Below are 14,867 nucleotides of genomic sequence, written 5' to 3' on the forward strand. Positions count from 1 at the left end.
GAGATACTTCATCATGAAAAAGATAGGAATCGTACCATTAGAATATCACAGTTATAATTATGGTGGCACGCTACAGAATTATGCTTTACAGCAAGCCTTTTTAAAAACAGGTTGCAAAGTAGAAGTATTAAATTTTGACGATAGTAAAGAAAAGAAATTATTTTCTATATCACAAAACAAGAATAAGCCAACAGTAAAAACAAATATAAAAAAAAGAATTCAAAGAGTATTAAATTTTTTGTATTACAAAAAAATAAATTCTAAAAGAACTAAGTTTGAAGAGTTCAGGGAGAAACATTTTTCAGATATGCATGATGCGACTTCATTAAATTTAGCTAAGATCGCTGATGAATTTGACTGTTTTGTTTGTGGTAGTGATCAGGTTTGGAATCCGTACTGGTGCAATTCAACCCATTTTTTGTCATTTGTCCCTAATAATATTCCAAAAGTTTCATATGCTGCAAGCATTGGTGTGGATGATTTAACAGATGAACAAAAAGTGGTTTATAAGCCATTAATTGATGATTTTACTTTAGTTTCTGTAAGAGAAACGCGAGGTAAAGAAATACTTCAGTCATTTGTTGATGCAAATGTAGAAGTGGTACTTGATCCCACAATGCTATTAACCTCAAATGAATGGAATATAATCCTGCCAAACAAAAAAATAAAAGAAAAATATATATTTACTTATTTTTTGGGTGAAGATGCCGCGCTGCGAGAATATGCAGAATCACTTGCTGAGAAACTGGGATATAAGATTGTTAATATTCCATTTTTATATGGAGAAGTTCGTAAGGCAGACCTATTATTTGGTCATATTAAATACGCTTCTGCTGGCCCAGAAGATTTTATTAGTCTTATAACAAATGCAGAAATTATCCTTACCGATTCATTTCACGCCTGCGTATTTTCAATGATATTCCACAAAAATTTCTATGCATTTGATAGAAAGGTTTATGGTAAGAGTATGTCATCCAGAATTACCGGATTACTAGATAGTGTGGGAATTGTAGGTCACATAATTGGAACTGATTATCCTATTGATAATATCTTATCCTCGAGCATCAACTATGATGAGGTAGAGGCCAATCTTAACGCTTTGCGTGAAAATTCACTTGCATTCATTAAAAAGACAGTCGAACTCGAATTAGATAGGTAGTTGTAGGTTGAAAATAAATTAATTATTATTGGAAATATTCCTATAATTATGTGTGAGTTACCTTGAAATGTTTAGTTACATCTGCAGTTTCTTCTACTAATGTATTCTTTTTATTTATTCTTAATAACTTTTGGGAACTATAGTATATTTTAATATTCCGGTTAGCATTAAATTGGTATAGCAGTTTAATAAACTGGGAATTTAAAGGAAGTTGTTCAAGTTGAATCAATTAAAATCTGGAGCAATATTATCTTATGTATCAATTTTTATTACTACTATAATTGCTCTTTTATATACACCAATAATGATTAGACTCTTGGGACAATCAGAATATGGGTTATACTCAATGATTGGTTCAATTTCAGCGTACCTTAGCATCATGGATTTAGGGTTAGGAAATGCTATTGTAAGGTATACTGCTAGGAACAGAGCCATTGGAAATAAAGAAGCAGAGTCAAGGCTTAATGGAATGTTTTTATTATTATATTCTGTAATTGGTCTTTTGACTATCTTAGTAGGCTTTGTTGTTTATAATACTGTAGACAATGTGTTTGGAGCCGGATTAACCTTAATGGAATTAGAAAAGGCAAAAATAATGGTTATAATAATAATCATAAACTTTTCTTTATCTTTTCCATTGGCAATTTTTGGTTCTGTTATGCAGGCTTATGAAAGATTTGTATTTGTAAAAGTTGTTGCAATTATCCGTTCTTTATTAGTGCCGTTAATTACGTTGCCATTTTTATTTATAGGTTTTGGTTCAGTAACTATGGTTATTGTATCTACATTAGTAAATATAATTTGCTTGCTTTTTAATGTATTTTACTGTTTTAGATACTTGAAAATTAAATTTCATTTTGGGAAACCAGACTATCGGTTAATGAGAGAAATATTAGGATACTCATTTTTTATTTTTTTGGGAATTATAGTTGATCAAATTAATTGGAATACAGGACAAATCATATTAGGAGCTGTGGCAGGGACAACTGCAGTTGCTGTTTTTGCTATCGCTATCCAATTTATTAGATTGTACTTACAATTTTCAACTTCACTCAGTGGTTTATTTTTACCAAGAGTATCTATGATGGTAGCAAACAATGCAAGCTCATTTGAATTAACAAATATGATGATTAAGTACGGTAGAGTTCAGTATATTATCTTAGCATATATTTTAAGCGGCTTTATTTTATACGGACGTCCATTTATTGATATATGGGCCGGTACAAGTTACTCGGGCGCTTACTATATGGTTATAATTATTATGATTCCTATAACAATTCCATTAATACAAAATATTGGTTTATCGGTCTTACAGGCTAAAAATTTACAAGGTTTTAGATCTGTTGTTTTAATTATGATAGCTATATTAAATGTAATAATTTCAGTACTTTTAGCAAAAAGTTATGGCGGTGTAGGAGTAGCTCTTGGTACCGGGATTTCCTATATAATTGGTAATGGAATTATAATGAATTTTTATTACCATTATAAAATTGGGATTAATATACTTCTATTTTGGAAAAATATACTGTTAATGTCTATCCCAGTTTTGACTTCTTTAACTCTGGGAATTGGTATGGATTTCGTAATAACAAAAGATAGTTTGTTATTTTTAATTAGTAAAATAGTTTTGTTTTCAATTGGCTATTTTTTATTAATGTGGTTTTACGGATTTAATAATTATGAAAGAAGTTTATTTAAGTCTTTTACAAAAGCATTAAAGCGTTTTTTATTAAAGTTAAATATTCGAAATAGAAACAACGATTGTTAATATAAATTAGAATAATATGTTTCTTAACAAGGTAGGTGTGGATTGTAACATGAGTGAAATTGAGGAGTTATATAACACTGTAATTAAAAATGATTACTCCTATGGCACAGGGGCATGTGCTGTTTTAAACAAGAAGATAACAATGGAGTTAAATGAATATGGAGAATACAAACCTAATATACAACACGCATTAATGGATGATGCAGACACTCCTTTACAACTGGTCTGTCCTAATTCAAACACCAGTCCAAATGAGGATGAAATAAGTAGAGAATTATATGGAAGAATACCAGGTATTAAATATGACAATAGAATTGGCTATTATAAAGAGCTATATGCTGGGCATGTTTTAGAGGGTGATTACCGTAAGAATGCTAGTTCGGGAGGATTTGGTACATGGATTTTTAAAGAATTATTTGATAGGGATTTAATTGACGGTGTAATTCATGTAAAGGAAAATAATGACAAGGAAGATCCGATACTTTTCAAATATGATATTTCTAGAACTATTGAAGAAATAAAAGCTGGTGCTAAAACAAGATATTATCCTGTAGAATTTTCACAGGTAATTAATAAAGTAAAAGAAATACCAGGTAGGTATGCAATTATAGGAATTCCTAGTTTTATAATGTCAATTAGGCTATTAGCTCAACAAGATTCGATTGTTAATGATAGGATAAAATATACAGTTGGCTTAATTTGTGGACATCAAAAAAGTGCAAAATTTGCAGATTGTTTAGCTTGGCAGGTTGGAATTGAACCAGGAAATTTAAAGTCTATCAATTTCAGAAAAAAGTTACCTAATGTTCCCGCAAATCGTTATGGTGTAGAAATGACGGGTATTGTGAATGGAAAAGAGGTTACAATTACTAAAAGTATGAGTGAACTGCTAGGACATAATTGGGGACAAGGTTTCTTTAAGAGTAATGCATCTGACTTCACAGATGATGTAATGAATGAAACCGCTGATGTTACACTAGGTGATGCGTGGTTACCTGAATATTCATTTGATAGTAATGGTAACAATGTTATTCTTGTTAGAAATGAAACAATAGCAAATATTCTTGAAGAAGGAATAACAACTAAGAAAGTAAAACTAGATACAATAAGCGTAGAAACTATAGTAAAGTCACAGGCTAGTCATTTTCAACACACACAAAAAGAGCTTGGATATAGATTATATAAAAAAGATAAACTGGGAAAGTGGCGTCCTAAAAAAAGGGTTCCTGCTTCAAAAGACATCCCCTTTTTTAGAAGAAAAATTCAAGATTTAAGAATAGAGATTTCAAAACAAAGTCATATTAGTTTCCTTAAGGCGGTAGAGTTAAGGGATTTGAATTACTTTATTAACGATATGGAAAAATATACAAAAAGGTATGATAGAATTTATTATCTCAGTATTGCTTTCAAGAAAGGCCCTAAAGAAATATTAATGAAAGTATTTAATAAAATATCGAGAAGTTTAAAAGGTAGGTAACAAATAAATTTAGGCTGAATTTTATGCATTCTAATGATGTGAATAAATTATTAGTGAGGATAAGTTGATTATTTAAGAGCAATTAACATGTAGATAGGCTAATTTTTAATAAAATACCTACATATAAGGAGAGAGCATTTCAAAAATGAAAATTACAATTGTTGGTACAGGTTATGTAGGATTATCTAATGCAATTTTACTTGCTCAAAATAATGAAGTTATTGCCCTTGATATAATTCAAGAAAAAGTTGATATGATTAATAATAAGAGATCTCCAATTATTGATAATGAAATTGAAGAATATTTAGCAACAAAAGAACTAAATCTAACTGCTACTACAGATAATTATAAAGCTCATAAAGATGCAGACTATGTAATCATTTCTACGCCGACAAATTATGATCCAGAGAAAAACTACTTTAATACTAGGACTGTTGAAGCGGTTATTGCTAATGTACTATCTATTAATCCAGAAGCGATAATGGTAATTAAATCTACAGTTCCAGTTGGTTATACGGAAAAAGTAAAAGAAAAGTTCGAAACCGAAAATATTATCTTTTCGCCTGAATTTTTACGTGAAGGAAAGGCTTTGTATGATAACTTGTACCCTTCGCGTATTATTGTTGGTGAACAGTCTAATAGAGCCGGAGTGTTTGCTAACTTGTTAGCTGAAGGAGCGATAAAGGAAAAGATTCCCGTATTATTTACAAATTCAACAGAAGCAGAAGCTATTAAACTATTTGCCAATACTTACCTTGCGATGAGAGTCGCATTTTTTAATGAGCTGGATTCTTATGCAGAGGTAAGAGGATTAGACAGTAAGCAAATTATTGATGGCGTGGGTTTGGATCCGCGAATTGGTAATCATTATAATAATCCTTCCTTTGGTTATGGTGGTTATTGCCTGCCTAAAGATACAAAGCAGTTATTAGCTAATTACGAGGATGTTCCTAATAATATTATGACAGCTATCGTTGATGCAAATAGAACAAGAAAAGATCATGTTGCTGAAATGATTATTAAAAAGAATCCTAAGATTGTTGGTATTTATAGGCTTACTATGAAAATGGATTCAGATAACTTTAGACAATCAGCTATTCAAGGAGTTATGAAGCGCATTAAGGCTAAAGGTATTGAAGTTGTTGTATACGAGCCAGCACTTTATGAAGAAACATTCTATAATTCGAGAGTAATAAATGATTTTGAAGAGTTTAAAAGCGTATCAGATGTAATAGTTGCAAATCGATTGTCTGATGATTTACGTGATGTAGAGGATAAGGTGTATACTCGGGATTTGTTTAGTAGGGACTAGTATATTTTAAAAGGATTATTACCCAGAAGAAATAGGAAAGGAGGTTTTTATTCTGAACATACTAGTAACCGGGGGTGCTGGATATATAGGCTCACATACCTGTATTGCTCTTTTGGAAGCAGGACATTCAGTCATTATTGCGGATAATCTTTCGAACAGTAAGCGTGAGACTGTTATGAAAATCATGGATATAGCTGATAAAGAAGTTACTTTTTACGAGATTGATGTAACAGATGCAGAAGCTGTTGATATTATTTACAGAAATTATAATATAGATGGTGTTATTCATTTTGCTGGTCTTAAAGCAGTTGGCGAATCAGTAGAAAAGCCATTAGATTATTATTACAATAACATTGTGAGCACGCTGGTTCTTACAAAGGCTTGTCAGAAATATGGTGTCAATCGATTTGTATTTAGCTCATCAGCAACCGTGTACGGCGATAATAAAGTACCTTTTGTAGAAACAATGGATCTCTTACCAACGACTAATCCTTACGGTGAAACGAAAGCCATGAGTGAGCGGATACTTACTGATATTGCAAATGCAAACCCTGCTTTTTCATTTTCAATTCTTCGATATTTCAATCCAGTAGGTGCCCATGAGAGTGGACAAATAGGTGAGGCTCCTAACGGAATTCCAAATAACCTTATGCCATATGTAACTCAAGTAGCAAAAGGTAAACTTGAGAAATTACGAGTGTTTGGAAATGACTACCCTACGGTGGATGGTACTGGAGTTCGCGATTACATTCATGTAGTCGATCTTGCTGAAGGACATGTTGCTGCATTGGAAAATCTAACTGAAGGTGTCCGTGTTTATAATTTAGGAACCGGTAAAGGAACTAGTGTACTAGAATTAGTAAAAGCCTTTGAAGAAGCTAACGATATTGAAGTTCCTTATGAAATCGTAGATCGGAGGCCTGGGGATATCGCTTCATGCTATGCCGATGCTTCAAAAGCAAAGCAAGAACTAGGTTGGGCAGCCAAACGTGATCTCATTGCTATGTGCCGGGATGCTTGGCGATTTGAGAAGAAGTATAAAGAATAGTGTGATTTAGTAAATTACCCGCTGGGCTTAATGGCTCGGCGGGCATATTTGTCGTGCTATTTATTATTCATTTAGAATTTGGGTGCCTGTCACCACCCAGATTTTGTCAAATAAAAAGTGTTGTATATGGGCAAAGTGATAGCGGTTTAGTTCCCCTATTTGAAAAGTTTCTGTTATACAAGATTGTTTATGGTTAGGGGCAGGTGCCTGGATTGTTTTAAAATGCTAATTTCTATCAAAAGGATGAAATGGCTGTTTTTGTACTAATGTTTTTTTATTTTCGTATAAGAAAAATTTGATTTTCGTTATTAATTAGGCTTTGAGATTTAAATTTTGTCCTTTCGTCTTTTTCGATCCATTCTGCTATACTATCAGAAATTTACTGAATAACGAGTAGAGATGAAAAAGGAAAGGATTATGTGTAATGGCTACTGTAGTATCTAGTATTGGGCTTAAAGGGATGGAAGGGTACAAAGTTCAGGTGGAGGTGCAGTTGCTTCCTGGTGTGGAGAGTGTGAGTATTGTTGGTTTGCCGGATGCGTCTGTGAAAGAGTCGAAGGACCGGGTGATGGCTGCTTTGTATGCGAATGGTTGTGAAGTGCCAGATAAGAAGATTGTCATTAATCTTTCACCGGCTGAGCAAAGGAAGAACAGTCCTATTTTTGACTTAGCAATGGCAATAGGTATTATGAAGGAGGTTAATTACATCAAGGATCCACTGCCAAATCATGCGGGTTTTCTGGGGGTCTTGTCCTTAGATGGAACAATTAAGCCTGTAGACGGTATGCTGCCAGCTATTTTAGCTGCAAGGAAGGAAAAATTGAAAATATTGTACCTTCCTCAAATCAATAATTTTCCACTTGAATATGTAGAGGATATCGAACTCCGATTTGTGCAAACGCTAAGTGATGTTATCGAATCATTTTCAGGTCAGCTATCGGCATTTTCAGCTGTTTTCCCACCGAGCCGAACAAAGCCTCCTATGAAGCCATCCTACGATAAAGATTATAAACACATACTTGGACACCCCCAAGCGAAGCGAGCATTAGAAGTAGCCGGTGCAGGCGGACATAATGTCTTAATGTCGGGACCACCTGGCTACGGCAAGAGCTTGTTAGCTGAGACATTTTCATCCATATTACCCCCATTGACACAAGAAGCACAGTATGAAGTGATGAGTATTTACCAACTATCTGGTGTTAGTCAACCAGCAAATAATCAATTAGCCCCTTTTCGCAACCCGCATCATTCTTCGTCAGCTGTATCACTCATCGGCGGTGGATCGAATCCAAAGCCTGGTGAGGTATCACTTGCACATCGCGGTGTGCTATTCCTCGATGAAATGGCTGAATTTCCAAAGAAAACGTTAGACATGCTCCGCCAACCTATTGAGACAGGAAAGATTACGATAAGTCGAGCGGCATCAACCGTAACTTATCCAGCACAATTTATATTATTAGGAGCGATGAACCCTTGTCCCTGTGGTTATTTGGGGTCGGGGCATTTTTCCTGCACGTGCACACCAAAGCAAATTACGGCATACACCAATCGTGTATCTGGTCCCATTCAGGATACAATGGATATTATATTATTTCTTCAAGCAGTTGCACTAGATAAAGAGTCAACAGAACACAATGAAACCTCAGAGACAATTCGTGCACGCGTAACTGAAGCGCGATTGCGTCAATACAACCGATATGGTAAAGGCATCACCAATGCCATAGCAGCTCCAGAATTAATTTTGAAAGCTGCTGAACTTAAACCTGAGCAACAGCAGATGATCCAACAAGGAGCAAGCAAGTACCATTGGAGCACGAGGGTTCAAATGAAAATACTGCGGATTGCCCGAACCATTTCAGATCTGAATGGAGATCAAGTGGTAACAAATCAAGCCTTGTGGGAAGCAATGACACTGCGTCGAACACAAATATGGAAACAAAATAACAAGAGGATGAGTAATTACAATGGGTAGGAAAAAGCGAATTTGGCTGCCTGATTATTTTTATCATATTGTCTGCCGCGGGAATCGACGTGATTTCTTATTTAAAGAGGAAACTGACTTTGTTGCTTTTTTATATATTTTGGAACAGGTGTATCATAAATACCCATTTGAGCTGATCAGCTATTGTTTCATGACGAATCACTTCCATTTACAATTAAGATCTCAAAACCAACCAATATCTAAAATTATGTCGCTAGTCAATAAAAGGTATGCCACCTATTACAATACCAAGTACAACCTAACCGGACATGTATTTGAAAAACGCTATTATGACAAGATCATCACAAACAAACAGGGAATGCTAGAGGTGAGTAAGTATATCCATAAAAGTTCGTGTGCCTGTCACCACCCAAGCAGAAATATCTATTCTGGGGAGCGATCTTCGCAGGAACCATCAGTATGTTAGTTGCATGGTATTTAATTAGTGCTGTTGCGGTAACGAATTATGGGATATGGATTGTAAGAGCGTTCGATTCTTTTCTCATTAGCTTGTTCCTTATTTGTATTATATACAGAGTAAAATTTAATAGTATGAGAGCTAAGAGACCCAAAGAACCATCAATGGTATTTTGGGTCTTTTCATCTTACCTGCTGTTATAAATCTTCAATCAAGATTGCATTAGGTTTATGTGCAATAATCTCTAAACTTAAGGAAGTAAAACTTCCAATATACTCTTTATTTACATAAGTATCGGGACTGAATGTAAAATTGCCGTCTTCATCTAAAGTTAACCGATATCTTATATAAGTATGATATAAAAGGTTTTCAGCTTCCTCAGGAGCTTCAGTCATACCGATTTGTGGCGCAGCATCTGCCAGCTCATTTGGTGATACCTGCTTGAATTCAAGATATATATATGGAGTTATTTCATGAAAAAGAGAGTAATCGAGCTTCTGTGAATCTATTTATTAAAATAGGTTGTTTTCATCTGCTCATCCGTGAATGGCAGTCGCCAGTTCTCTGAACCCTGCCCTGCTAATTTCTTCACCACTATGCTTTTTACCTCACAATGCATGAAAAAATTACCCTTAGAAAGTCTTGTGGAGAAAATAGGGGCTGCAAGACTTTCTTTCATTTAAGGTGATATTTACCTACTAGTATTTTAATTTTAGTAGTTTCCCTAACTAAAGACTTAGTCCATTCCACTCATTTTAGCCTGTTAACACAATATTTACACAAATGAAATTGTCCTGACAATTAGCAAGTGTTTAACTAGTGTAGTAGAAACGATTAATATCTAAACGAGAAGAGGAGCGATGAAATGAGCAAAGGGAATGGGAGGAAATTTACTAGTTTAATCATGGCATTTGTTATGATTATTAGTTTATTGGCTCCTTATCAGCAGGTGGAGGCCGAGGAAATCATTTCAGTGACAGACGCGATCGCCAATAATAGCGGAAGCGCGACCGTAGAGGGGTATATTATTGGTACGGTAACGAATGGACCAACTTATAAACATGAAGGGCCATTTACAGTAACTACGAATCTGGCTATTGCCGATTCACCAGACGAAACTGATGAGGCAAAGGTGTTGCCTGTTCAGCTCCCAAACAACTTTATAAGAGCTGAGTTGAATTTAGTAGACAACCCGGATCTTCTTGGAAAAAAAGTTCAGATCACAGGATCGCTTGAGGCTTATTTTGGTGCGCCAGGTCTTAAAAGTCCATCAGCATACAGTTTAGTAGTAGAAGGGGATCCGAATGCAGCTGCACCTGTGACAGCTTCTCATGAATCTGGAGCAGTAGCAAATGGAACTGAAATCACTTTATCTACTGAAACGGATGGTGCTGTGATTCATTACACTGTGGATGGCAGTGATCCAACGGTGAGCAGTCCAGTATACTCTAGTCCAATTCCAGTTTCCGAACAGCTGACGATTAAAGCTGTGGCGGTTAAAGAAGGACTGGAAAACAGTTCAATTTCAAGCTTCACATATTCAATTTTAGAAGGACAAACAATCGCTGATGTGCGTGCTCTGCCATTAGATAGCATGGCACTAACGACAGGAACAGTTACTGCCGTATTAGGTTCAGCTACATATATTCAGGATGAGACAGCAGGAATTGTATTATATGGTCCACGGCTTGATGTACAGCCGGGTGACGTTGTTCGTGCAAGCGGCAAATTAGTTGAATATTCTACGCTGCTTGAACTTGATGTGAATGCAGAAGATGTTGAAGTGATTTCTCAAGCAGAGGTACCGGCGCCAGAGCTTGTCACTGCGGCACAGCTTCAAGAGGATATAGAAGCAACATTGGTGACGGTTGAAAATGTTACAGTTCAATCATTATCAAATGGAAACTTTACTGCAGTTGATGAAGAGGGGACGTCTTTTGAAATACGTCCAGGCACAACATCATGGATTTCAGCGGGGCAAACCTATGATTCTATTACAGGTGTTCTCGGTGCTTATGGCGGGAAACATCAGCTGATACCGAGAAATGAAGCGGATATAGTTGCAGATGCAAGCAAGGTGCTTCCAATTGCGGCATCACCTGGGGAAGGTTTAATCCAAGAGGGTGAAAAGGTTAGCTTATCAACTTTAACAGAAGATGCAAGCATCTACTATACGACTGATGGTTCGGAGCCTACAACGGAAAGCACGCTGTATAGCAATCCAATTGAAATAACTGAAAATACAACGATTAAAGCTATAGGGATTAAAGAAGGCTTGTCCCAAAGTGATATAGCTTCTTTTGACTACATCATTCAGAAAGATGAAATCCGTATTCACGATATTCAAGGAGCAGGGCACTATTCTCCATATGAAGACTTAAACGTGAATGAAGTGGAAGGTATTGTTACAAAGGTTGTCAACGGCAGCAATTTGTATATTCAAGATCAAGAGCCTGACAATGATCCGCACACTTCTGAAGGTATTTTAGTGTATAAATCCAATCATGGCATGGAGGCCGGAGATGTAGTTTCTGTCAGCGGAACAGTTAAGGAATATGTGATGGAAGGCTACGGAGAAAGGTTTCAGACAGATTTGCCTGTTACAGAAATCAGCGCATCTTCAATTGAAAAAACAGGAACTGGCGATTTGCCTGATCCAGTGATTATTGGAGTGGACCGCATTGCTCCAACAGAGATTATCGATAATGACAGCTTCGGACAGTTTGACCCTGAGCAGGATGGCATTGATTTTTATGAAAGCTTAGAAGGAATGCTTCTGCAAGTTAATAATCCGAAGGTCGTTGCACCACAGAATTATGGTGAGGTCGTAGTCGTACCAGAGAATGTTGCAACAAATAGTGATGGAGGCGGACTGCGCATCTCTGCCGATGATTATAACCCAGAACGAATTCATGTGGATGTGAATGATGAAAACTTTGTTGCGAAAATGGGAGACCATTTTGATGGCAATATCCAAGGTGTTTTAAGCTATGGCTATAGTAACTATAAGCTATTAAGCAACCAGGACGAGCTGCCGCCGCTTGTAGAGGAAGAAGTTGTTCGGGAAGAAACGTCTATTTCTCCAGAGGAAGATAAACTGACGATTGCTTCTTATAATGTGGAAAACTTTTCAACACAAACAGATGATGAAAAGGTAACGCGTTTAGCAAAGGCGATTGCTCAACAAATGAAGCAGCCTGACATTGTAGGCTTAACTGAGGTTCAGGATAATGATGGACCGACAGACAGCGGAACAACAGAAGCAGATGAAAGTGCACAGGTGCTGATTGATAAAATCGCCGAATTGGGCGGTCCGCAATATGTGTACACTGACATTGCTCCGATTGATAAAATGGATGGCGGACAGCCTGGCGGAAATATCCGTGTTGGCTTCTTATACAATCCAGAACGCGTTACATTAACAGAAGCACCAAAGGGCACTGCTACAGAAGCTGTTGCATACGAGGATGGCAAGCTTACAGCAAATCCTGGTCGGATTGATCCTGAGAATGAAGCATTCGCGGAAAGCAGAAAATCACTTGCTGCCCAGTTTGAATTTAATGGAGAAAATGTGATTGTCATTGCGAACCATTTCAATTCAAAAGGCGGAGATTTCCCGCTGTTCGGGAAAGTGCAGCCTCCTGTTTTAACGAGTGAGATTCAGCGTATGAACATTGCGAACGTTGTAAACGGATTTGTAGGAGATATTCACGAGCAAAATCCTGATGCGAATGTCGTCTTAGTCGGTGATTTCAATGATTTTGAGTTCTCAAATCCTATTCAAGCTTTAAAAGGCGATGTGCTGACAAATATGATTGACAAGGTTCCTGCAGAAGAGCGTTACACATATACGTATCAAGGGAATTCTCAGGTGCTGGATCATATTTTCGTCTCTAACAACCTTGCCGAAAAGACAGTAGTTGATATCGCACACATTAACTCAGGCTTTATGGAAGAGCATGGCCGTGCAAGTGACCATGACCCAGTTCTAATCCAGACGGTTTTAAACGAGACAGCTCCAGAACAGCCTGAGCCTGAACCAGATTATGATCATATTATTCACCTGAAAGATGTTGTAAAGAAAAAAGTAGTCGTTGGCCAGCCGAATGCGCTTGTGATCGTCGATGAATCTGCAACAATCAAAGATGGAATTTGGTTAAAGAAGAAGGCAGCGATAAAAGGTGAGGGCTTGAAAAAGACGAGGGTTGTCATCAGCTCCGCCCAAAAAGGTACAGTCGTGAATTTAATGGGCTCTGAGATTAAAGAAGTTATGATCGAAAGCAATAAAGTAACGGAAATCATTGGTGCTGAAAACGTGCAAAAATGGACACTTGGGAAGAAAGCAAAGCCTGCTGGAATTGTCTTTAAGGATTCAGAAGGCAACATCATGCATTCACCATATGATCCAAAGAAGAATAAAGCTCCTATTGCTTTGGATAGAGGCAGAAATATAACTGTATCTGAGGGCGAAACGACAACTCTTGACTTAAATGATTACGTCAGAGATCCAGATGGCGATCCTTTAACCTTTACAGCAACTTATGGCACTGTAGAAGGGTCTACGCTAACGCTCCCAGCTGAAAAAGAGGGAACCCACCTCATTGCTGTGACAGCAAATGATGGTAGAGGCGGGCAGGTTGTTATTCGTTTTTCCCTGACTGTTAAAGCAGATGAAAAGCCGCTGACAGGTTATTATGCAGATGCTTCAGGGAAAAGTGGCGAAGAGCTAAAGGCGGTACTTCATGATATTATTTCGGAGCAGACGAAAATCTCCTATGGCGATGTGTGGAATGCACTGAGAGAAACAGATGAGGATCCAAATAATCCGAATAATGTTATTCTGTTGTATTCTGGTCAATCTCGTTCCAAGGATCGCAATGGGGGAATGGTTGGCGACTGGAACAGAGAGCATGTTTGGGCAAAGTCACATGGCGATTTTGGCACTCGAGTAGGACCAGGAACGGATGTTCATCACCTCCGTCCGACAGACGTACAAGTAAACAGCAGCCGCGGCAACCTTGATTTTGATAATGGAGGGAGCCCGGTTAACGGCTGCAGTGAATGCCTAAGAAGCTCGAACTCTTGGGAGCCGCCAGACCGTGTGAAGGGTGATGTTGCACGGATGCTATTTTACATGGCAGTTCGATATGAAGGTACAAATGGTGAACCAGACCTTGAATTGAATGAAATGCTGAATAACGGTTCAAACCCTTATCACGGAAAGCTATCTGTTCTGCTTGAATGGCATGAACAAGATCCAGTAGATGAATTCGAACGAAACCGCAATAACATCATTTTTGAAAAATGGCAGCACAACCGCAATCCGTTTATTGATCATCCGGAGTGGGCGGGAGAGATTTGGGATCATTAAAGAGCAAAAGGGGGAGCGGGAAACTGCTTCCCTTTTCTAATTTTCTTTTTTTTTCGGGGCGTCACAGGGACGCCCCGAAACGCCCCAATAATATCGATTTTTGTCGAATTAAAATTATTTAGAAACCATATGTTTGCGTGCATTTCGGGGAAGCTGTCCTTTCATTCTTCTCGAATCCGCTAAAATACTCTCTTCATCACTCACCACACTAAAAACGCAGATCTTTATTTGCCATAAACACAGCCACATGTTCCACTTATTCATTTGAACGATCCACAAAAAAAATCTCACCTAAAAAGGTGAGACTAATCACTATTGCAGCAGTTCTAAGTG

General features: G+C 37.2%; 8 protein-coding genes and 1 pseudogene. 8 read left to right on the forward strand and 1 reads right to left on the reverse strand.

Annotated elements, in window-relative coordinates; genetic code table 11:
• Positions 1-13 precede the first annotated feature (13 nt).
• The 7 genes and pseudogenes from B7E07_RS02475 to B7E07_RS02505 form a co-directional block, all read left to right on the forward strand.
• Positions 14-1,159 (forward strand): polysaccharide pyruvyl transferase family protein, encoded by a 1,146-nt coding sequence (locus B7E07_RS02475; RefSeq protein ID WP_080843903.1) that lies wholly within the window; start codon positions 14-16, stop codon positions 1,157-1,159.
• Positions 1,160-1,379: 220 nt separating this feature from the next.
• Complete coding sequence (locus B7E07_RS02480) at positions 1,380-2,927, forward strand: oligosaccharide flippase family protein (RefSeq protein WP_080843904.1); 1,548 nt, start codon at positions 1,380-1,382, stop codon at positions 2,925-2,927.
• A gap of 49 nt (positions 2,928-2,976) precedes the next feature.
• A complete protein-coding gene (locus B7E07_RS02485) occupies positions 2,977-4,404 on the forward strand; it encodes a Coenzyme F420 hydrogenase/dehydrogenase, beta subunit C-terminal domain (RefSeq protein ID WP_080843905.1) in 1,428 nt (475 codons plus the stop codon).
• A gap of 145 nt (positions 4,405-4,549) precedes the next feature.
• Positions 4,550-5,716: a nucleotide sugar dehydrogenase gene (locus tag B7E07_RS02490; RefSeq protein WP_080843906.1), complete on the forward strand. Its 1,167-nt coding sequence runs from the start codon at positions 4,550-4,552 to the stop codon at positions 5,714-5,716.
• 52 nt (positions 5,717-5,768) lie between these two features.
• Positions 5,769-6,764, forward strand: a complete 996-nt coding sequence (galE, locus tag B7E07_RS02495; RefSeq protein WP_080843907.1) for a UDP-glucose 4-epimerase GalE — start codon at positions 5,769-5,771, stop codon at positions 6,762-6,764.
• Positions 6,765-7,188: 424 nt separating this feature from the next.
• Positions 7,189-8,736 (forward strand): YifB family Mg chelatase-like AAA ATPase, encoded by a 1,548-nt coding sequence (locus B7E07_RS02500; RefSeq protein WP_080843908.1) that lies wholly within the window; start codon positions 7,189-7,191, stop codon positions 8,734-8,736.
• Positions 8,729-9,112: pseudogene (locus tag B7E07_RS02505) on the forward strand (transposase); the annotation flags it as partial. The gene B7E07_RS02500 and the pseudogene B7E07_RS02505, both read left to right, overlap by 8 nt.
• 248 nt (positions 9,113-9,360) lie before the next feature.
• Here B7E07_RS02505 and B7E07_RS23875 read toward each other — a convergent pair.
• A complete protein-coding gene (locus B7E07_RS23875) occupies positions 9,361-9,558 on the reverse strand; it encodes a hypothetical protein (RefSeq protein ID WP_080843910.1) in 198 nt (65 codons plus the stop codon).
• A 470-nt stretch (positions 9,559-10,028) separates the two neighbouring features.
• Between B7E07_RS23875 and B7E07_RS02520 the strand changes: the two genes are divergently transcribed.
• On the forward strand, positions 10,029-14,534 hold the full coding sequence (locus tag B7E07_RS02520) for a chitobiase/beta-hexosaminidase C-terminal domain-containing protein (protein WP_080843911.1): 4,506 nt from the start codon (positions 10,029-10,031) through the stop codon (positions 14,532-14,534).
• Positions 14,535-14,867: the final 333 nt, after the last annotated feature.

Origin of the sequence: Cytobacillus gottheilii (genome assembly GCF_900166665.1) — a bacterium.
GTDB lineage: Bacteria > Bacillota > Bacilli > Bacillales > Cytobacillaceae > Cytobacillus > Cytobacillus gottheilii_A.

Bases quoted from the DNA above. Each gene is read 5' to 3' on its own strand.
- B7E07_RS02475 (WP_080843903.1), top strand. From the start codon at position 14: ATGAAAAAGATAGGAATCGTACCATTAGAATATCACAGTTATAATTAT.
- B7E07_RS02485 (WP_080843905.1), top strand. From the start codon at position 2,977: ATGAGTGAAATTGAGGAGTTATATAACACTGTAATTAAAAATGATTAC.
- B7E07_RS02490 (WP_080843906.1), top strand. From the start codon at position 4,550: ATGAAAATTACAATTGTTGGTACAGGTTATGTAGGATTATCTAATGCA.
- B7E07_RS02500 (WP_080843908.1), top strand. From the start codon at position 7,189: ATGGCTACTGTAGTATCTAGTATTGGGCTTAAAGGGATGGAAGGGTAC.
- B7E07_RS23875 (WP_080843910.1), bottom strand. From the start codon at position 9,558: ATGACTGAAGCTCCTGAGGAAGCTGAAAACCTTTTATATCATACTTAT.
- B7E07_RS02520 (WP_080843911.1), top strand. From the start codon at position 10,029: ATGAGCAAAGGGAATGGGAGGAAATTTACTAGTTTAATCATGGCATTT.